This window comes from Mycobacterium sp. (assembly GCF_044223235.1).
Taxonomy (GTDB): Bacteria; Actinomycetota; Actinomycetes; order Mycobacteriales; family Mycobacteriaceae; genus Mycobacterium.
Genome location: NZ_JBGAME010000022.1, coordinates 1 through 18,458, shown reverse-complemented (window position 1 = coordinate 18,458; position 18,458 = coordinate 1). Strand labels below are relative to the sequence as shown.

Genomic DNA, 18,458 nt, shown 5'->3' with positions numbered 1-18,458 from the left:
AACCACGTACCATCGGCGCATGGCCATCGACGTGACAGTTCTGCGCGTTTTCACCGATTCGGACGGAAGGTTCGGCAACCCCCTCGGCGTCGTGGACGCCAGCGCGGTCGATCCGAACGACCGCCAGCGGATCGCCACCGAACTGGGCTACAGCGAGACGGTGTTCGTCGACATCCCGCAGGCGGGATCGAGTACCGCTCACGCCCGGATTTTCACACCGGTGACCGAACTCCCCTTCGCCGGGCACCCGACCGTCGGAGCGTCGTGGTGGCTGCACGAGAAGGGATTCCCGCTCAACACCCTGCAAGTTCCCATCGGCATCGTCCAGGTCAGCCACGAAGACGGTGTGACGGCCGTCAACGCCCGCTCCGAGTGGGCGCCGGAGTTCGCCATTTACGACCTCTCCTCCGTCGAGGAGTTGGAGGCCGCTGAGCCCGCGGACTATCCCGACGACGTCGAGAACTACCTGTGGACATGGGCCGACAAAGACCAGGGCGTCATCCGGTCACGGATGTTCGCGGTCAACCTCGGCATCCCCGAGGATGAGGCCACCGGCGCCGCCGCGGTGCGGATCACCGACTACCTCAGCCGAGACCTGACGATCGTGCAGGGCAAGGGATCTTTCATCTACACCACGTGGAGCCCGGAGGGCTGGGTGCGCGTGGCAGGCAGGGTCGTCAACGACGGCACCACGCAGATCGACTGACGACCCAGATCGGCACGCGACCCGGTTCGACCGACCGCGCAGATCGACTGGCAGCGGCGTCGATCAGCCCGACGTCGGCACCTTGCGATGGGCGCGGAGCGCCTCGATCTCACGCTCGAAATCCTCCGCGGAGGAAAACGATCGGTACACCGACGCGAATCGCAGGTAGGCAACCTCGTCGAGTTCCCGCAGCGGACCAAGGATCGCCAGCCCGACTTCGTGGCTGGGCACCTCGGGGGAGCCCGTCGCGCGCACCGCGTCCTCGACCTGCTGAGCCAGCAGGTTCAGCGCGTCGTCGTCGACGTGCCTGCCCTGACAGGCCCGCCGCACGCCGCGAACCACCTTCTCGCGACTGAACGGTTCGGTGACCCCGCTCCGTTTGACCACGGCGAGCACCGCCGTCTCCACCGTGGTGAATCGGCGGCCGCATTCGGGGCAAGACCGCCTGCGCCGGATCGCCTGGCCCTCATCGGTCTCGCGGGAGTCGACCACGCGCGAGTCGGGATGGCGACAGAACGGACAGTGCATTACCGCTCCTTCGCGCCGTCCCGGGCAACCGGTTCCGTGGTGAGGCCGCGCCGGGCGCCGACATATATGAACTTCGAACGCCTCCGAGCGTACCTGCGCAGCACCCAGGTAGCCCAACAATGGATTCAGCGGCGAGTAGCTGATCGGCGCACTCCCCATGCCCGTTGTCCCGCAGGATGTTTCAGCGCCCATCGCAGCGTCAGCCGACCGGCGCGATGAGCGATTGCCCGGCATCGACGCTGACTGACTCCATCTGGTTGAGTTCGCGGATCCGCGCGATGACCCCGGCGACCGGGACACCCGGGGCGACCCGCCGCGCGACATGCTCCAACGTCTCGCCCTCCTGGACGCGGACCACAGCCAGCCGGCTCGGCGTGCCCGGCTCCTGTCCCATGACGCCGCCCATCTGTGCCACCATGCCGAGCCACACCGTGACCGCCGCCGCAGCCAGCGCCACCAGCATCGTGGTCGCCGGCCTGACCGGCCGACGCCGGTGGAATGCCCGCGACACCGGCACCCCCGTTCCCCGATAGCGCACCCCCATCTCCGGTGGACCTCCCGGCGATGGCCTGCGCACGGCCGCGGTCCGGCTGTCTGTGGCGCTCCGGCGGTCTGCGGCGCTCCGGCGCGCCTGGCCCGTCGGGTGCTCCACATATCCCACCCGCGTAGGCCATACGGCCCACTCCGCGCGCGCCGGCCACGCTGTCTGATGCGCCCGAGTGCCGAGGATTGTCATCGCGTCGCCCCTATCCCTGTCTCTTCGCTCTGATGTTCGAACCTAGTCGATCATATGTTCGATTCATAGAACGTGTGATCGAACCGTTGCTCACACTAGGACGGGCCACCGACAACTTTCGGCGGCGCATGACACGCCTCGAACACATGTTTGATTAATCGCACGTCTCGGACTACATTCGGCGCCATGAGCGAGGACAGCAGCGACACTCGTGACCGCGCGGCCGGTACAGACGTCGACTCGGGCCGGCGTAGGCCTGATTCCGGGTTGACCGAACGTCAACGCACGATTCTCGAGGTCATTCGCGCCTCGGTCACCAGTCGGGGCTATCCGCCCAGCATCCGCGAGATCGGCGACGCGGTCGGGTTGACCTCGACCTCGTCAGTCGCCCATCAACTGCGCACCCTCGAACGCAAGGGGTATCTGCGCCGAGATCCGAACCGGCCCCGTGCTGTCGATGTACGGGCCGCCGACGATCCGGCCTCGCCGGTGGTTTCCACCGACGTCGCGGGGTCCGACGCATTGCCCGAACCGACCTACGTGCCCGTCCTTGGCCGCATCGCCGCCGGTGGTCCGATCCTCGCCGAGGAGGCCGTCGAGGACGTGTTCCCGCTGCCGCGCGAACTCGTTGGCGAGGGCTCGCTGTTCCTGCTCAAGGTGGTGGGCGACTCGATGGTCGATGCCGCCATCTGTGACGGCGACTGGGTGGTGGTGCGTCAGCAGAATGTGGCGGACAACGGCGACATCGTCGCCGCCATGATCGACGGCGAGGCAACGGTCAAGACATTCAAGCGAACTCGTGGTCAGGTGTGGCTGGTGCCCCACAACCCGGCGTTCGACCCGATCCCAGGAAACGACGCCGCCGTGCTCGGCAAGGTGGTCACGGTCATCCGCCGACTCTGACCGCGACACAAGCGTCAGTCGGCGCTGACAAACCCGTTGGTGCGCGCGAGTTCCTCACTGGCGAACCAGATTTCGGGCACGGCGTCCTCATACCGTCCGCTGCTTGGCGACCAGTAGAGTCCGGACCTGGTGTCGGCCTTGATCGGATAGCCGTCGGGAGCCTCGTGAGGATTCTCAAGCGGGAGGTGGATGGCGGTACGCCCTGGTGTCGGTTCGTCGACGTCGATGGCCGCATGCCGTCCTGTCGGGAATTCGGGCTCGGTATCGGACTGCGGGGCAGGTGGAACACTCAGCGTCTGCTCATCGACGGAATCGTCGTCGACAGTCGCGACGGACGTTGATTCCGCGGCGGGTTCCTCCACTATCTCGACCAGCGTGCTGTCCCCTTCGGATTTCTCCACGAGGGTGGAGTCCTCATCGTGTTCGTATTCGGCCGGCTCGGCCACCGCCGCATGCTCGTCGGATTTGTCCGAAAGCGATTGGTCTGGCACATCGGGAGACGAATCGGATTCACCGACCAGGTGCACGATCTGCGTCGGCGCCTCATCGAAATCTGCTTCCACCGGCTCGGGCTCCACATCGAACTCCGCGGGGACCGCCTCGATGGGCGACGGCTCGCCGGACTCAACGACCCGCGGCACCGTCTGCGTCGGCGCCTCATCGAACTCCGTCTCTACCTGAGTGGCGTCGGCGTCGGCGGAGAACGTTTCGATCCGGTTGGGCTCGGTGTCAACCGAATCAGGGTCAGTCAGGGCGCCGAACAGTTCGATGTCGGAGTCCGCGGCGCCACCGGTCCCGTCAACGCCGGCCTCGCCTGCCCCGTCATCGTCGGCCTCGTCGCGCACGGCCGGATCAGCACTGGGGGGTCCCCACGGCGCGACGGCGCCGAATTGTGCCTTCTCTGCGGCGAATGGGCCGTCGGGACCGCTCCCCCGGCGTCGGTTACGCAGCACGCCGCCGGCCACCAGGCCGGCAACCAGAAGCGCGGGGATGAGCGCGACCAGCCACCACCAGTTCCAATGCCAGCGGAACACCTTGTCCCCGTCGGTATCCGACGCCTGCGGGGCACTGGGCGTGGCCGGCAAGTCCTGGCCCGGCACCTGCAGACCCGACAGGGTCGTCGCCAGATCGGCCGGGTCGGCGGTGAACTGATGCGTGCCCTTGTCCCAGGAGATGGCTCCCCCGCTGAAGCGCTGGGTGATGACGTCGCCGTCCTCGGTCTGATCGGATGTCGGCGCGCCGAGCTTTCCTTCCGCGCCATCGAGTTTCGCCCAGGCGGCGTTCATCGCACCCCGAACGACAACCGGGCCGGTGTCCGGTGTCCAGAAGATGACGGGCTGATCGTCGGCCGAAAAGGACACGACACGGCTGTTGGGCCCCAGACCGCCCTCACGTTCACTGCTCGTCGGGAAACCCAGGTCACCCTCGGGTCCGCCGACGCTCTCGTACTTCTCGAGTACTTGCCCAGTCAGGACGTTGGCGCCGGTTTCCGGACTGTAGAAGATCTTTCCGCCGGTGAAGTTCTGGGCGACACCGTCCGCGCCGATCTTGTAGGGCTCGCCGTCAGCCGCGCCCAGCGGCCCCGAGGGTCCCCCAGCCGCCCGCCGGGCGGCGTTGATCGCCGATGCCGGGTCATCCGGGACCGCCAGTCCAGCGAGCTGATCGGCGAACTGGGGTGGCACGGTCGTGAACGTCTTATCCCGCATGTTCCAGGACAACTCACCGCCGGTGAACTTCTGCGACACCACGTCACCGCTGAACACCTCGTCGTCGGACGGGACTCCGAGCGGTCCCGCCGAGCCGCCGATTCTGTCCCACGCCGCGTTGATGGCACCCCGCACCACGTGTGCGCCGGTAGCCGGAGTCCAGAAGATGACGGGGTTGTCGGGTGCGCTGAAAGTCGTGTTGCGGCTGTCGGGGCCGATCCGGCCCGGGCCCTCGTCGATCGTGGGGAAACCCAGATCGCTGTCCGCGGGCCCACCGAGGGCCTCGTACTTCTCCAGAATGGCGCCGTGCATGATGTGCGCACCTGTGGCAGGGGTGAAGAAGGCCTTTCCGCCGGCGAAGTCTTGCCCGAACCCCGCGCCGATCGGGTACACGCCACCTTGCCGGTCGCCTAGCGGACCCGTCGCCGCGCCGTTGGATTCCCACGCGGCGGTGACCGCATCGTCCGCGTCGGTTTCCGGTGTCGCCGCCGCTGCCGGGGCCAGCAAGAGCGTCGCGGAAACGGCCAGCAGGCCCAGCGCAACTCGTCGCGCTCCTATGCCTAGCAAGCTACGCTGGCCACTCATCCAACCTCCCCGCGCTTCGGCAAAGTGCTCTCAAAATAGCGCGTCCATCAACGATGCGTGGGGACGTAATGCCCCGGGGCATGTCCCGATTTGGGCAAAATACCCCGCAGACTGCCCAGAATGTGCGCTGTTAAGCGTCCATATTGCGGGTTTCGCTCGGCCCGGGCCGCTCAACGCCCAGGCTCACACATGGCTTGGACCGCTAAACGCCCAGGCTGCGGCCGATGATCTCCTTCATGATCTCCGTCGTCCCCCCGTAGATCGTCTGCACCCTGGCGTCGAGATAGGCGCGGGCAATCGGGTACTCACGCATGTAGCCGTAGCCGCCGTGCAACTGCAGACACCGGTCGATCAGATGCACCTGTTTCTCGGTGCTGTACCACTTGGCCATCGCCGCCTGCTCGACCGTCAGCTTCTCGTCGAGGTGCAGGCGGACGAACTCGTCGACCATGATGCGCACCAGTGTGGCCTCGGTCGCCAACTCGGCCAGCAGGAACCGGCTGTTCTGGAAGCTGCCGATCGGCTTGCCGAAGGCGCGCCGTTCCTTGGTGTACTCCAACGTCTGTTCCAGCACCTGTTCCATCGCCGCCGCTGCCATCACCGCGATCGAGATCCGTTCCTGTGGCAGGTTCTGCATCAGGTAGACGAAACCCAAACCCTCCTCGCCGAGCAGATTCTCCGCCGGCACCTTCACGTCGGCGAACGACAGCTCCGCCGTGTCCTGCGCATCCAGCCCGATCTTGTCCAGATGGCGGCCGCGTTCGAAGCCCTCCATCCCGCGCTCGACAACGAGCAGCGAAAACCCCATCGCGCCCTTGTCGGCGTCGGTCTGCGCGACGACGATCACCAGGTCGCTGTTGATGCCATTGGTGATGAACGTCTTGGACCCGTTGAGGATGTAGTGATCGCCGTCCCTGACGGCGCGGGTCTTGATGCCTTGTAGGTCGCTGCCCGTCCCCGGCTCGGTCATCGCGATGGCCGTGATGAGTTCGCCGCTACAGAACTTCGGCAGCCAGCGCTGCTTCTGCTCCTCGGTGGTCAGGCGCAGCAGATACGGCGCGACGACGTCGTTGTGCAGCCCGAAGCCGATGCCGCTGTACCTTCCAGCGACCGTCTCCTCGCCCAGAACGACGTTGTAGCGGAAATCCGGGTTCCCCCCGCCGCCATACTCCTCGGGTACGGCCATGCCCAGGAACCCTTGCTTGCCGGCCTCCAGCCACACACCCCGGTCGACGAGCTTGTCCTTCTCCCACTGGTCGTGGTGCGGCGCCACATGGCGATCGAGGAAGGCGCGGTACGACTCGCGGAACAGCTGGTGCTCCGGCTCGAAGAGCGTGCGCTCGTACAAGACGACAGGCGTTCGTTCTGAACCCACGGCCCACCTCCCCGAGAAACTGCATCCAGCACCTCGACCATATCTCACCCAACCGGATGGTTGGGAGGTCGAGCTGTCGGTGCGCCGACCTAGACTTCGGGCATGGTCGCAGACGTGGTGAACGGCCCACTCACCCTCGCCCATTGGGGCGCCTTCACCGCCGAGGTGGCAGCGGGTGACATCGCCTCGGTCGTCCCGTTGGGCGGTGACACCGACCCCTCGCCGCTGCTCGGCAATCTCGCCGGATCGATCCGGCACCGGGCGCGGATTGCCCAACCCGCAGTCCGCCGCGGTTGGCTGCGCGACGGTCCGGGCCCCAGCGCCGCGCGCGGTGCCGACGAGTTCGTCGCCGTCTCGTGGGACGAGCTGACCGAGCTGCTGGCCGATGAGCTGCGCCGCGTCGTCGACACGCATGGCAACGAGGCGATCTACGGCGGCTCCTACGGATGGGCCAGCGCGGGACGGTTCCACCACGCCCAGAGCCAGGTCCATCGCTTCCTGAAAATGCTCGGCGGCTACACCTCGTCACGCCATTCGTACAGCCTCGGCGCAACCGGGGTGATCATGCCCCGCGTAGTTGGCACCCACGACGACCTGTTCAACCGCTCCACCGCCTGGGACGTTATCGTGGCGCACACCGATCTGCTGGTGTGTTTCGGCGGGATCGGACTGAAGAACACCGGCCTCAACCACGGTGGCACCACGGGCCATCCCGCCCGCGCGGCGCTGCGCCGGTTCCGGGGCCGCGGCGGCGGGATCGTGTCGTTCTCACCGTTGCGCGACGACGTCGACGGCGAATGCGAATGGCACGCACCGGTGCCGGGAACCGACGTGGCGATCATGCTGGCCCTGGCCCACGTCCTGGCCACCGAATCGCTGGCCGACCGAGACTTCCTCGCCAGCTACTGCGTGGGCTACGACCGCTTCGAGCGGTACCTGCTCGGCGCCGACGACGGGGTGCCGAAATCGCCGCAGTGGGCTTCCGGGATCTGCGGGCTGCCGGCCGACGACCTCACGGCACTCGCGCGGCGGATGGCGGCCGGTCGCACGCTCGTCACCGTCAGCTGGTCGCTGCAGCGGGTCAGGCACGGTGAGCAGGCACCCTGGATGGGGCTGACCCTGGCCGCCATGCTGGGTCAGATCGGGCTTCCCGGGGGCGGTTTCGGGCACGGCTACGGATCGATGAACGAGCCCGGACTGCCGCCACTGCGGGTCAGGCTCCCGCGGCTGCCGCAGGGCGCCAATCCGGTCACGTCGTTCATCCCCGTCGCGGCGGTCAGCGATATGCTTCTGCACCCCGGCGAGCCGTTCGAGTACAACGGACTGCGGCTGACCTATCCCGACATCAAATGTGTCTACTGGGCCGGCGGCAACCCGTTCCACCATCACCAGAACATCCCGCGGCTGCGCCGTGCGCTGGGCCGAGTGGACACCGTGGTCGTCCACGACCCGTACTGGACCGCGATGGCCAAACACGCCGACATCGTCGTGCCGTCGACCACGTCCTACGAGCGTGACGACTATTCGGGGTCGCGCAACGACCCGCTGCTGGTGGCGATGCCGAAGTTGGCAGAACGGTACGCCCAGTCCCGCGACGACTACACGACATTCGCCGCACTGGCCGAACGCCTGGGCTTCGGCGCCCGGTTCACCGAGGGCCGCACCCCGTGGCAGTGGCTGACCCACATGTACGACACCTGGGCCTCTGGACTGGACTTCGCAGTGCCGGAGTTTCACGAGTTCTGGCGGCGCGGCAGGCTCGAGCTGCCGACCGAGGCGGGGCTGACGTTGCTGGCCGACTTCCGCGCCGACCCGGACGCGCACCGGCTGGGCACCCCCAGCGGTCGCATCGAGATCTTCTCCGCGGAGATCGACGGATTCGGCTACCGGGATTGCGCGGGGCACCCGGCGTGGTATGAGCCGTCAGAGTGGCTCGGCGGCCCGCGGACCGAGCACTATCCGCTGCACCTGCTCGCCAACCAGCCCGCGACCCGGCTGCACAGTCAGCTCGATATCGGCGCGACCAGCCAGGCGTCGAAAGTGCATGGGCGCGAACCGATCCGGATGCATCCCACGGACGCCGCGGCGCGTGGGCTTGTCGACGGCGACGTCGTGCGAGTGTTCAACGACCGCGGCGCGTGCCTGGCGGGCGTGGTGGTGGACGACGGGGTGCGTCCCGAGGTGGTTCAGCTGTCGACCGGCGCGTGGTTCGACCCGCTTGATCCGGCGGACCCCGACGCCATGTGCGTGCACGGCAACCCGAACATGCTCACCGACGACGTCGGGACGTCCTCGCTCGCCCGCGGGTGCACCGGCGCGCATGTGCTCGTCCAGGTGGAGAAGTTCACCGGTGCACTGCCGCCTGTGCATGCCCACGAACCGCCGGTCATCCGGCCTCGCGAGTGAGCGTGTACCGATGACGGAGAGCCTCGTCGTGGAGGAACGCGGACACCCACTGTCGTTCACGTTCGACGACGTGATGCGGTTCCATGCCTCGTTCCATGGCCCCCACTCCCCCGGCGGGGTCGCGGTCGCGTTCCAGGCAATGCGGCGTGCGTTCCCATTGCTCTCGCCCCACGGGCCGCCACGGCGGCGATCGATCGTGGTGCGCACCGCGTTTCGCGGACCGGGAGCGCGCGACGGCTTCGAGGCGGTGACCCGTGCGGTCTCCGACGGACGCTATGTAGTGGACCGTTCGCTGCTCCGAGCGGATCGCGGCCGGCTGCTGGAGGACTTCGTGTTCCAGATCGGCGTTGACCGGCACGCGGTCACCCTGCTGCTACGCGAAGGATTCGTCACCGGCGAGTTCATCGGCCTGGCCCGCACCGAAAACCGCACGCACGCCCAGGAGCAACGCCTTGACACACTAAAAGCCCAACTGGCGCAACAGGTGGTGGCGGCATCACCAGCCGAGGTGTTCGATCTGGTCTAGCAGGTGGCGTACTGCCGCAACCCGGCGGCGAGCGCCGCCGGAACACGGGCCTTGATCCTGGTGCCGTCTGCGGTGTGTTCGGTAGCATCCACCCGCCCGTCGGCGTGTACACGCGAGACGAGGTCGCCCCGGTCGTAGGGGATGGTCACGTCCACCGCCGTATCGCTGGGGGCGACCATCTCCGCCATCCGCTGCTGCAGCCGATCCAGCCCGTCGCCGGTGTGCGCCGAGACGAACACCGCATCGGGCAGCGCCCGGCGTAGCTGCGCCAGCGCCAGGCCGCTCGCGGCATCGACCTTGTTGACCACCAACAGTTCCGGGGCAGGGGGCGCGTGATGGTCGGTCACGACCTCGTTGAGCACTTCGCGAACGGCCTCGATTTGGGCGCGCGGATTGACGTCGGAGCCGTCGACCACGTGCACCAGCAGGTCGGCGTCGACGACCTCCTCCAGCGTGGACCGGAACGCCTCGACCAGCTGGGTGGGCAAATGGCGCACGAACCCGACGGTGTCGGTCATGACGAACGGCCGCCCGTCGTCGAATTCGCCTCGGCGCGTAGTGGGTTCGAGGGTGGCGAACAGCGCGTTCTCGACCAGCACACCGGCGCCGGTCAGCGCGTTGAGAAGGCTGGACTTCCCGGCGTTGGTGTAGCCGACGATGGCCACCGAGGGCACATCGCTCGACACTCGTCGGCTGCGCTGGGTGTCGCGAATCTTCTTCATGCCCTTGATCTCCCGGCGCAGTCGCGACATCCGCTCACGGATGCGCCTTCGGTCGGTTTCGATCTTGGTCTCACCGGGACCGCGGGTGCCGACGCCGCCGCCGGCGCCGCCGGCCCGGCCACCGGCCTGCCGCGACATCGACTCACCCCAGCCGCGAAGCCGCGGCAGCATGTACTCCATCTGCGCCAGCGACACCTGCGCCTTGCCCTCGCGGCTGGTGGCGTGCTGGGCGAAGATGTCGAGAATCAGTGCGGTGCGGTCGATGACCTTCACCTTGACGACCTTCTCGAGCGCGGTCAGCTGGGCCGGGCTCAGCTCACCGTCGCAGATGACGGTGTCGGCGCCGGTGGCCACCACGACGTCGCGCAGCTCGGAGGCCTTACCCGAACCGATGTAGGTCGAAGGGTCGGGTTTGTCACGCCGCTGGATCAGGCCCTCGAGCACCTCGGAGCCTGCCGTCTCGGCCAGGGCAGCCAGCTCGGCCAGACTGGCATCCGCGTCGGCGGCGCTGCCCTCGGTCCACACGCCGACCAGCACCACACGCTCCAGGCGCAGCTGCCGGTACTCGACCTCGGAGACGTCGGCCAGTTCGGTGGACAACCCGGCGACGCGGCGCAGCGCACTGCGGTCTTCGAGGGCCAGTTCGCCCGTGCTCGGGGATTCGTGAAAGAAAGTATGTGGATATGTCATAGGTAATTGGGAATGGTGCCCGCCACGACGGCGTCACGCATCTGATTTAACACTGCGGTTGATCTAACACTGTTGGGCCGCCCACCATTCCTGCGACAGCTCACCGCGGGCGACCAGTACGGAGGGGCCGCGCAGGTAGCTGGTGGCGTCGGTGATGGTGACGGTGACCTCCCCACCAGGGACGCGGACCGTCAACGTGCCCGTAGACAAACCCTGGTGGTGCAGGGCGGCCAGCGTCGCGGCGACGGTGCCCGTTCCGCAGGACCGGGTCTCACCGACGCCCCGTTCGTGCACGCGCATGGCCACCGCAGCGTCGCCGGTCGGCGCGGTGAGCACCTCGACGTTCACACCCCCGGGGAACTGCGCGGGATCGAACTGCACGGGCGCACCGACATCCAGCGCGGCCAGCTCGGCGGGTGTCAGCGCGGGGTCGACGCACGCGAGGTGAGGGTTGCCCACATCGACGGCCAGGCCGGTGAACCGGCGCCCGCCGACGACCGCAGAGCCGGGGCCGAGCTGGTTGGCTTTGCCCATCTCGACGGTGACGTCGGCGGTGGTGGCACCGGCGGCGTGCAGAACGACGGGCCGGGCGCCTGCCAGGGAGCCGACGACGAACTCGTCGCGCGATTCGAGCCCGGCCGCCCGCAGGTAGTGCGCGAACACCCGCACCCCGTTGCCGCACATCTGGGCGATCGACCCGTCGCCGTTGCGGTAGTCCATGTACCAGTCGTCCGCCGCGACGCCTTCGGGGAGGCGGTCGAACACACCCGCACCCGCGGCCGCCCCCGCGGTGGTCACCCGCAGCACACCGTCGGCGCCTAGACCCCTGCGGCGGTCGCACAGCGCGGCCACGGCAGCCGGCGCCAGCGCCAGCCTGGCCTCCAGGTCGGGCAGCAGCACGAAATCGTTCTGCGTGCCGTGCCCCTTGGCGAACTCCACCCGGTCAGGATACGTCGCGCCACACCTGCAGGGTGCGCTCCACGGCGTCGGGTGACGCGCCGTCCAGCCAATGCACGCGGTGGTCACGGCGGAACCAGGAGCGCTGTCGTCGCACGTATCGGCGGGTGCCGACGAACGTGCGCTCGCGGGCGTCGGCGATACGCGCCGCTCCCCCGCCCTCGTCGAGTGCGGCGAGCACCTGGGCGTACCCGAGCGCCCGCGACGCGGTCACCCCGTCGCGCAGTCCGCGGGCCAGCAGCGCCTCGACCTCGTCGACCAGACCGTCGGCGAACATAGTGTCGGTGCGCCGCGCCAGCCGTTCGTCGAGCACCCCAGTGTCCCAATCCAGTCCGACAATCGCCGTTCCCCACCGGGGTGTCCCGATCGTCGGTGCGGTCGCCGCGAACGGCAGGCCGGTCAGTTCCACCACCTCCAGCGCCCGCACGATGCGCCTGCCGTCGGTCGGCCTGATCGCCACGGCGGCGTCCGGGTCGACCCGCGCGAGCTCGGAATGCAGACCCGCGGAGCCGACCTCCCCGAGCCGAAGCTCCCACTTGCCGCGAACCGCGGGGTCGGTGGCCGGGAACGTCCACTCGTCGAGCAGCGACTGGACATAGAGCATCGAACCGCCGACCAGGATCGGTACCGCACCCCGACCGGCGATCGCCTCGACGTCGGCCGCGGCGCCCTGCTGGTAGCGCGCGACCGTCGCGGTCTCGGTGACGTCGAGTACGTCTAGCTGGTGGTGCGGCACGCCGCGGCGCTCGACGACCCCCAGCTTCGCGGTACCGATATCCATGCCGCGGTAGAGCTGCATGGCATCGGCATTCACGATCTCGCCACCGAGCCGCTCGGCCACCGCCAGAGCCAGCGCCGATTTGCCAGAACCGGTAGGGCCGATGATGGCCAGCGGCCTCATCACCGGCCCCGCACCCCGTGGGCAGCGACGGGATGCCACTGCCCGACGAAGTAGCCCACCCCGTAGGGTGCCGACCGGTGCAGCTCCGACGCCGATGCCGGTCCGGGCTCGGCGAGCCCTGCGAGCACCTGATAGGCCACCCGGCCCACGACCGTCGGGGCGATCCGGTGCAGCGCGCCGACGTCGCCGACGGCCAGCGCCTCGTCGAGCGCGTCCTGAGCGGCGGTGGCGCCCGGGTCGTACCCGCCGGGCGCAGCGGGTGCCAGAGTGTGCGCACCGTCTGCCACGACGAGCACGCCGACGGGTTCGGGCTGCGCGTCGATCTCCACCCGCAGCGCCCGGCCGAGGTCGACTGCGGCGTGGACGGTGTGGTCGCCCGCGTACGCCCGGACCTCGACCGTCGCTGCCGGCGCGACCTGGCTGCGCACCCAGCCGGCGATCAGCGCGCACAGCGGCAGCATGGCCGTCGTTCCGCCGTCTCCGGGTGCCAGCGCGACCCGCACGTCGGCGCCGTAACCCGCGAACGTCCCGACGGCGCTCGGGGCGACGACGGTGTCCCACGAACCCGCCGGACCCACCCCGACGGCGATCCACCGACCCGGCAATGCCGCCGCCGCGGCGAACACCGCCTCACGCAGGCCGGCCACCTCGGCGGCCGCGGAGCCCGCCAGCTCGGGCACCATCACCGGCGCCGACGAAACGATGGCGATGGCGGTCAGCACGCCACCAAACTAGTGGCCGGGTCACGCGGCAGCGACGGTGGCGGCCTCACCGCGCGCGAGCGCCGCCGTTGAGACGACCATCAACCCGGCGGCGATCACCAACGTGAGCCAGCCGGCGTCACCCGGCCGCATCGACTCGCCGAGGACGGCGACGCCCAGCGCCGACGCGACGACGGGTTCGGTGACGGTCATGGTGGGCAGCGACGCGGTCAGCGACCCGGCCCGGAACGACGCCTGCTGCCAGGCCGTGCCCGCGATCCCGACGGCCGCCCACGCGTAGAGCTCCGGTGTCTGCAGCAGCGTCCACAGCCCTTCGGCGCCGCGACCGACGACGGCCTTCGTCAATACCGCGAACAACCCCCACAGCGCTCCGGACACGACCGCCAGCGACACCGCGCGAGCCGGTCCCGTTACGACGCGGGCGGCGACGACGAGCAGCAGCAGGGCCGGGCCAAGCACCGCGACGACGATCGTCCAGGTCTTCAGGGAGGCGCGCGAGTCGCCGGCGGTCGGGTTGCCGACGGTGACGATCACGGCGACGGCGCCGGCCAGCAACGCAGCCCACATCCATTCCCAGCGCGTCACCCGCCGACGGGTCAGCCGCGCGTTGATCGGAAGCGCGAACAGCAGCGACGTGACCAGAAGGGACTGCACGAGCAGGATTGAACCAAGACCAAGCGCCGCGGCCTGCAACGCGAACCCGACCGCCGCCACCAGGCTGCCCGCCCACCATTGCAGGTCGCGCAGCAGCCGCGCGAACAGGGCGAGGTGACTGACGTGTTCGTCGGTCACCTCGTGGGCGGACCGCTGGTGGATGACGTCGCCGATGGCGATGAACAACGCGGCGCCGAGGGCGAGGAGGGCGGCGATGTCCGCATTGGCCATCGTTGTCCTCCCGTTGTCGTCGAGATGAGGGTGCCCAGGGATGCGCACCGTCGCAACCGGGACGGCGAAGGCGTGCGCAGACGCGGCGGCAACCTGTTTGAATAGCGTGCGAAGAGCTGTCAGGCGCCGCGTCGCGCGGCAGGTGCGCGGATCAAGCGCGCGGAGGGTACGAGGAAACGGATATGACGAGCAGCGAGCCAGACGGGGCCGCGGAAAACGGGGGAGCCGTTCCGCCTGCGACGGAGAGTTCGACGCAGGGTCCTTCGGAGGCGTCTTCGGGCAAGACTCCGGAGGAGTTCTCGGGGATTACTCAGACTCCACCGACCCCGTCACCGTCGCCCAAACCCAGTCCCCGTCCGGGTCCAGCGCGGCCCGTGCCACGGCCGGGGCGGCCCGCTCCCCCGGCGACCGCACCACCGGCCAGCGATCCGCATCGGTACGGCCGGGTCGACGCCGATGGCACGGTGTGGCTGATGGTGGATTCCGGTGAGCGGGTGATCGGGTCGTGGCAGGCCGGCGACGCCGAGGCCGCGTTCGCCCACTTCGGGCGACGGTTCGATGATCTGCACACCGAGGTAGCGCTCCTCGAGCAACGGCTGGAATCCGGCACCGGCGACGCCCGCAAGATCAAGGCCGTCGCGGCGACGCTGTCCGAGACTCTGCCGACCGCCGCGGTGCTGGGTGACGTCGACGCGCTCGCCGCGCGGTTGAAGGCGATCGCCGACCACGCCGGCGAGGCCGCCCAGGCCGAGCGCTCCCGCCGCGAGGAGCACCGGGCCACCCAGACCGCCCGCAAGGAAGCGCTGGCCGACGAGGCCGAGGACGTGGCCGCCAACTCCACTCAGTGGAAGGCCGCCGGTGACCGGCTACGCGAGATCCTCGACGAGTGGCGGACCATCAGCGGATTGGACCGCAAGACCGATGACGCGTTGTGGAAGCGTTACTCGGCGGCTCGGGAGACGTTCAACCGCAGGCGAGGGTCGCATTTCGCCGAGTTGGATCGCGGGCGCGTGAGCGCTCGTCAGGCCAAGGAATCGCTGTGCGAACGTGCGGAGGCGCTGGCGGGTTCGACCGATTGGGGCGCCACCGGAGCAGCCTTCCGAGATCTGTTGACGGAGTGGAAGACGGCCGGACGGGCGGCGAAGGACGTCGATGACGCACTGTGGCACCGATTCAAGGCGGCACAGGATGCGTTCTTCGGCGCCCGCAACGCCGCCAGCGCCGAACGTGACGTCGAGTTCCGCGCCAACGTCTCCGCCAAGGAAGCTTTGCTCGCCGAGGCCGAGACCCTCGACATCTCCGACGTGGAGGCGGCGCGTGCGGCGCTGCGCACCATTGGAGACAAGTGGGAAGCGATCGGGAAGGTGCCGCGCGAACGCAGTGCCGACCTCGAGCGTCGTCTGCGCGCGGTGGAGAAGAAGGTGCGCGATGCGGCATCGAGCGGCTGGACGGACCCCGAGGCGCAGGCCCGCGCCGACCAGTTCCGGGCGCGTGTCGAGCAGTACGAGCGGCAGGCGGAAAAGGCCGAGGCGGCGGGACGCGCGCGCGACGCTGAGCAGGCCCGCGCCAGCGCCGAGCAGTGGCGGCAATGGGCGGACGCGGCCGCCGAGGCGTTGGGCAAACGCCATTAGGACGTCGCGGTTCCCTCCGGGGGATCCGGGTCGACGGTGTCCAGCAGGCCCTTCTTCTGCCGTTCGGCCGCCTCCCGGCGGCGCTGCTCCTCGGCGGCGAGTTGGACCGCGGTACGCGACCACACCACCCGGGCCCAATGGAACGTCAGCAGGATCACCGCAATCCACGCGATGATCAGCCCCCACCCGGGTCCGGGATGAGGCGCGGTCACCGTCTGACGTGACCACACGGCCAGTAGCCCCAGCGCGCAGGACACCGCGGACCCGGCGAGCGCAACCCAGGCCAGCGCCCAGCGCCGGGTCAACAGCGCGAGCACGGAGAAGCCGACGCTGAACACCAGCGCAAACCAGGTGAATACCCGCGACGGCAGAGAGATGCCCTCGCGGACTGCGACGTCGGAGCTGACGAGTACGTCGAATCCCTTGGCATCACCGGTGTGGGGCAGCACAAACGACAGCAGCACCACGAACACCAGGAACGACACGACCAAAGCCCGTGCACCCGGGTCGAATTCGCGCGAGATGCGCCGCTCCACGGCTTCGATGTCACCCTTGAACTCATCGAAACTGGCGCCGTTGTGGTCTGCGGCTGCACTCACCGCTCGCACCCAGAGGCAACCGCGGCGGCCCGCGGGATACCGACGCCCGGCATTCCGAGGCCGACACCACCCGTCCGCGGCCGCTGTCCCGCCGCCTGCGCATCACCGGCGCGAGTGCGACGATGGCTCAGTACCGCACCGTCGGCGATCAAGTGGTGCGGTGCGGCGCCGGTGATCCGTGTCGTGACGACGTCCCCCGGGCGCACATCGAGGCCCACGGGCGTGAAGTGCACCAGCCGTCCGTCACGGGCCCGCCCCGACATGCGCGCGGTGCTGGCATCCTTACGCCCCTCACCTGCGGCGGCCAACACCTCGACGGTTCGCCCGATCTGGGCGGTGTTCTCCTCCAGCGAGATCCGCTCCTGCAATTCGATCAGACGGAGATACCGCTCCTGCACTACCGCTTTCGGCAGCTGATCGGCCATCTCCGCGGCGGGGGTACCGGGTCGCTTCGAATATTGGAAGGTGAAGGCGCTGGCGAATCGGCACCGCTCGACAACGTCGAGGGTGGCCTGGAAGTCCTCCTCGGTCTCACCGGGGAAACCGACGATGATGTCGGTGGTGATCGCGGCGTGCGGAATCGCCGCCCGCACGCGGTCAATGATGCCGAGGTAGCGCTCGGCGCGATACGAGCGGCGCATTGCGCGCAGAATGCGATCGGAACCCGACTGCAACGGCATGTGCAGTGCGGGACACACATTGGGCGTCTCGGCCATCGCGGCGATGACGTCGTCGGTGAACTCGGCAGGATGCGGTGAGGTGAAGCGGACCCGCTCCAGGCCGTCGATCCGGCCGCAGGACCGCAGCAGCTTGGCGAATGCGCCACGGTCGCGGGCGATGTCGGCGGTACCTGTCTGGTCCTCGCGCAAGCGCTCGTCCGTCGCTGTCTGGTCCTCGCGCAAGCGCTCGTCCGTCGCAAACGAGACGCCGTATGCGTTCACGTTCTGGCCGAGCAGCGTCACCTCGAGAACGCCTTGGTCGACGAGGGATCGCACCTCCGCGAGCACGTCGGCCGGTCTGCGGTCGACCTCCTTGCCCCGCAGCGCGGGCACGATACAGAACGTGCAGGTGTTGTTGCAGCCCACGGAGATCGAAACCCAAGCGGCGTAGGCGGATTCCCGGGCGGCGGGCAGTGCCGACGGGAACTCGCGCAGGGATTCCGCGATCTCGACTTGGGCGGCGCGGTTGTGCCTGGCGCGGTCAAGCAGCGTAGGCAACGAACCGATGTTGTGCGTGCCGAACACCACATCCACCCAGGGCGCCCGCCGCAGCACGGTGTCGCGGTCTTTCTGGGCGAGGCAGCCGCCGACCGCGATCTGCATTTCGGGATCGGTTTGCTTGCGCGGGGCGAGATGGCTGAGGTTGCCGTAGAGCTTGTTGTCCGCGTTCTCGCGAACAGCGCAGGTGTTGAACACCACCACGTCGGCGTCGGCGCCTTCGGGCGCGCGCCGATATCCCGCCGCCTCCAGCAGCCCGGCGAGGCGCTCGGAGTCGTGAACGTTCATCTGGCAGCCGTAGGTGCGGACCTGGAATGTGCGCGGACCGCGACCGGTGGAATCCTCTGCCGTCGCCTTCCTCGTCACCGTCGAAGTCACGCATCCATGGTACGGACGGGACCCGCGCGGCACGTCGGCGGATTCGTCACTTCCCGGCAAGCTGGGCTTTCCCTGGGTAAGGTCAGCACCCATGGGCAGCAACGGCTCAACCGCTCGCGACGCTGATCCGACGGGACAGACCGTTCCGATGGTCTCGATTCAGGCTGTGAACAAGCATTTCGGCAGTCTGCATGTGCTCAAGGACATCAATTTGGAGGTTGATCGGGGTCAGGTGGTGGTGGTGCTCGGACCGTCGGGTTCGGGTAAGTCCACGTTGTGCCGCAC

Annotated in this window: 17 protein-coding genes; 6 read left to right on the top strand and 11 right to left on the bottom strand. The window is 68.7% G+C overall.

The window, feature by feature from the left end:
- The first annotated feature begins 19 nt into the window (after positions 1-19).
- The gene (locus tag ADBZ6K_RS20935) at positions 20-706 is read left to right on the top strand and encodes a PhzF family protein (RefSeq protein ID WP_526350252.1); all 687 of its coding nucleotides are present in this window, start codon (positions 20-22) and stop codon (positions 704-706) included.
- Positions 707-769: 63 nt separating this feature from the next.
- Here ADBZ6K_RS20935 and nrdR read toward each other — a convergent pair whose 3' ends face one another.
- Both nrdR and ADBZ6K_RS20925 read right to left on the bottom strand, forming a co-directional pair.
- Complete coding sequence (gene nrdR / locus ADBZ6K_RS20930) at positions 770-1,234, bottom strand: transcriptional regulator NrdR (RefSeq protein ID WP_526350250.1); 465 nt, start codon at positions 1,232-1,234, stop codon at positions 770-772.
- A gap of 199 nt (positions 1,235-1,433) precedes the next feature.
- On the bottom strand, positions 1,434-1,778 hold the full coding sequence (locus ADBZ6K_RS20925) for a LysM peptidoglycan-binding domain-containing protein (RefSeq protein ID WP_526350249.1): 345 nt from the start codon (positions 1,776-1,778) through the stop codon (positions 1,434-1,436).
- Positions 1,779-2,156: 378 nt separating this feature from the next.
- On the opposite strand from ADBZ6K_RS20925, the gene lexA reads away from it, so the two are divergent.
- Complete coding sequence (gene lexA, locus ADBZ6K_RS20920; RefSeq protein ID WP_526350247.1) at positions 2,157-2,873, top strand: transcriptional repressor LexA; 717 nt, start codon at positions 2,157-2,159, stop codon at positions 2,871-2,873.
- 14 nt (positions 2,874-2,887) lie between these two features.
- On the opposite strand, the gene ADBZ6K_RS20915 is transcribed toward lexA, so the two are convergent.
- Together ADBZ6K_RS20915 and ADBZ6K_RS20910 are read right to left on the bottom strand one after the other, a co-directional pair.
- Positions 2,888-5,164, bottom strand: coding sequence for an LGFP repeat-containing protein (locus ADBZ6K_RS20915; protein WP_526350246.1), 2,277 nt, complete (start codon positions 5,162-5,164; stop codon positions 2,888-2,890).
- A 202-nt stretch (positions 5,165-5,366) separates the two neighbouring features.
- Positions 5,367-6,512 carry an acyl-CoA dehydrogenase family protein gene (locus ADBZ6K_RS20910; protein ID WP_526350381.1) on the bottom strand — a complete coding sequence of 382 codons (1,146 nt, stop codon included), beginning with the start codon at positions 6,510-6,512 and terminating at the stop codon, positions 5,367-5,369.
- Positions 6,513-6,641: 129 nt separating this feature from the next.
- On the opposite strand from ADBZ6K_RS20910, the gene ADBZ6K_RS20905 reads away from it, so the two are divergent.
- Both ADBZ6K_RS20905 and ADBZ6K_RS20900 read left to right on the top strand, forming a co-directional pair.
- Positions 6,642-8,945, top strand: a complete 2,304-nt coding sequence (locus ADBZ6K_RS20905; protein WP_526350244.1) for a molybdopterin-dependent oxidoreductase — start codon at positions 6,642-6,644, stop codon at positions 8,943-8,945.
- Positions 8,946-8,955: 10 nt separating this feature from the next.
- Positions 8,956-9,471, top strand: a complete 516-nt coding sequence (locus tag ADBZ6K_RS20900) for a hypothetical protein (protein WP_526350242.1) — start codon at positions 8,956-8,958, stop codon at positions 9,469-9,471.
- On the opposite strand, the gene hflX is transcribed toward ADBZ6K_RS20900, so the two are convergent.
- The 5 genes from hflX to ADBZ6K_RS20875 all read right to left on the bottom strand — a co-directional run bounded on the left by hflX (position 9,468) and on the right by ADBZ6K_RS20875 (position 14,348).
- Entirely contained in the window at positions 9,468-10,883 is a 1,416-nt protein-coding gene (gene hflX / locus ADBZ6K_RS20895; protein ID WP_526350240.1) for a GTPase HflX, read from the bottom strand. The genes ADBZ6K_RS20900 and hflX overlap by 4 nt on opposite strands.
- A gap of 63 nt (positions 10,884-10,946) precedes the next feature.
- Complete coding sequence (gene dapF, locus ADBZ6K_RS20890; protein ID WP_526350238.1) at positions 10,947-11,822, bottom strand: diaminopimelate epimerase; 876 nt, start codon at positions 11,820-11,822, stop codon at positions 10,947-10,949.
- A 4-nt stretch (positions 11,823-11,826) separates the two neighbouring features.
- Positions 11,827-12,741, bottom strand: a complete 915-nt coding sequence (gene miaA, locus ADBZ6K_RS20885; RefSeq protein WP_526350236.1) for a tRNA (adenosine(37)-N6)-dimethylallyltransferase MiaA — start codon at positions 12,739-12,741, stop codon at positions 11,827-11,829.
- A complete protein-coding gene (locus ADBZ6K_RS20880; RefSeq protein ID WP_526350234.1) occupies positions 12,741-13,463 on the bottom strand; it encodes a class III extradiol ring-cleavage dioxygenase family protein in 723 nt (240 codons plus the stop codon). The genes miaA and ADBZ6K_RS20880 overlap by 1 nt, the downstream gene beginning before the upstream one ends.
- A 21-nt stretch (positions 13,464-13,484) precedes the next feature.
- The gene (locus ADBZ6K_RS20875) at positions 13,485-14,348 is read right to left on the bottom strand and encodes a DMT family transporter (protein WP_526350232.1); all 864 of its coding nucleotides are present in this window, start codon (positions 14,346-14,348) and stop codon (positions 13,485-13,487) included.
- Between the two features lie 182 nt (positions 14,349-14,530).
- On the opposite strand from ADBZ6K_RS20875, the gene ADBZ6K_RS20870 reads away from it, so the two are divergent.
- Entirely contained in the window at positions 14,531-15,979 is a 1,449-nt protein-coding gene (locus ADBZ6K_RS20870) for a DUF349 domain-containing protein (protein WP_526350230.1), read from the top strand.
- Here ADBZ6K_RS20870 and ADBZ6K_RS20865 read toward each other — a convergent pair.
- The gene (locus tag ADBZ6K_RS20865; protein ID WP_526350228.1) at positions 15,976-16,587 is read right to left on the bottom strand and encodes an Rv2732c family membrane protein; all 612 of its coding nucleotides are present in this window, start codon (positions 16,585-16,587) and stop codon (positions 15,976-15,978) included. The two genes, ADBZ6K_RS20870 and ADBZ6K_RS20865, sit on opposite strands and share 4 nt — an antisense overlap.
- Positions 16,575-18,083 (bottom strand): tRNA (N6-isopentenyl adenosine(37)-C2)-methylthiotransferase MiaB, encoded by a 1,509-nt coding sequence (miaB, locus tag ADBZ6K_RS20860; protein ID WP_526350379.1) that lies wholly within the window; start codon positions 18,081-18,083, stop codon positions 16,575-16,577. Before miaB ends, ADBZ6K_RS20865 begins: the two co-directional genes overlap by 13 nt.
- 181 nt (positions 18,084-18,264) lie before the next feature.
- Between miaB and ADBZ6K_RS20855 the strand changes: the two genes are divergently transcribed.
- Positions 18,265-18,458: ATP-binding cassette domain-containing protein (locus ADBZ6K_RS20855; protein WP_526350226.1), on the top strand; the 194-nt coding region annotated here is incomplete at its 3' end.

Coding starts and splice junctions, on each gene's coding strand:
- ADBZ6K_RS20935 (WP_526350252.1), top strand. CDS start 20: ATGGCCATCGACGTGACAGTTCTGCGCGTTTTCACCGATTCGGACGGA.
- nrdR (WP_526350250.1), bottom strand. CDS start 1,234: ATGCACTGTCCGTTCTGTCGCCATCCCGACTCGCGCGTGGTCGACTCC.
- ADBZ6K_RS20925 (WP_526350249.1), bottom strand. CDS start 1,778: ATGGGGGTGCGCTATCGGGGAACGGGGGTGCCGGTGTCGCGGGCATTC.
- lexA (WP_526350247.1), top strand. CDS start 2,157: ATGAGCGAGGACAGCAGCGACACTCGTGACCGCGCGGCCGGTACAGAC.
- ADBZ6K_RS20915 (WP_526350246.1), bottom strand. CDS start 5,164: ATGAGTGGCCAGCGTAGCTTGCTAGGCATAGGAGCGCGACGAGTTGCG.
- ADBZ6K_RS20905 (WP_526350244.1), top strand. CDS start 6,642: ATGGTCGCAGACGTGGTGAACGGCCCACTCACCCTCGCCCATTGGGGC.
- ADBZ6K_RS20900 (WP_526350242.1), top strand. CDS start 8,956: ATGACGGAGAGCCTCGTCGTGGAGGAACGCGGACACCCACTGTCGTTC.
- hflX (WP_526350240.1), bottom strand. CDS start 10,883: ATGACATATCCACATACTTTCTTTCACGAATCCCCGAGCACGGGCGAA.
- miaA (WP_526350236.1), bottom strand. CDS start 12,741: ATGAGGCCGCTGGCCATCATCGGCCCTACCGGTTCTGGCAAATCGGCG.
- ADBZ6K_RS20875 (WP_526350232.1), bottom strand. CDS start 14,348: ATGGCCAATGCGGACATCGCCGCCCTCCTCGCCCTCGGCGCCGCGTTG.
- ADBZ6K_RS20870 (WP_526350230.1), top strand. CDS start 14,531: ATGACGAGCAGCGAGCCAGACGGGGCCGCGGAAAACGGGGGAGCCGTT.
- miaB (WP_526350379.1), bottom strand. CDS start 18,083: ATGAACGTTCACGACTCCGAGCGCCTCGCCGGGCTGCTGGAGGCGGCG.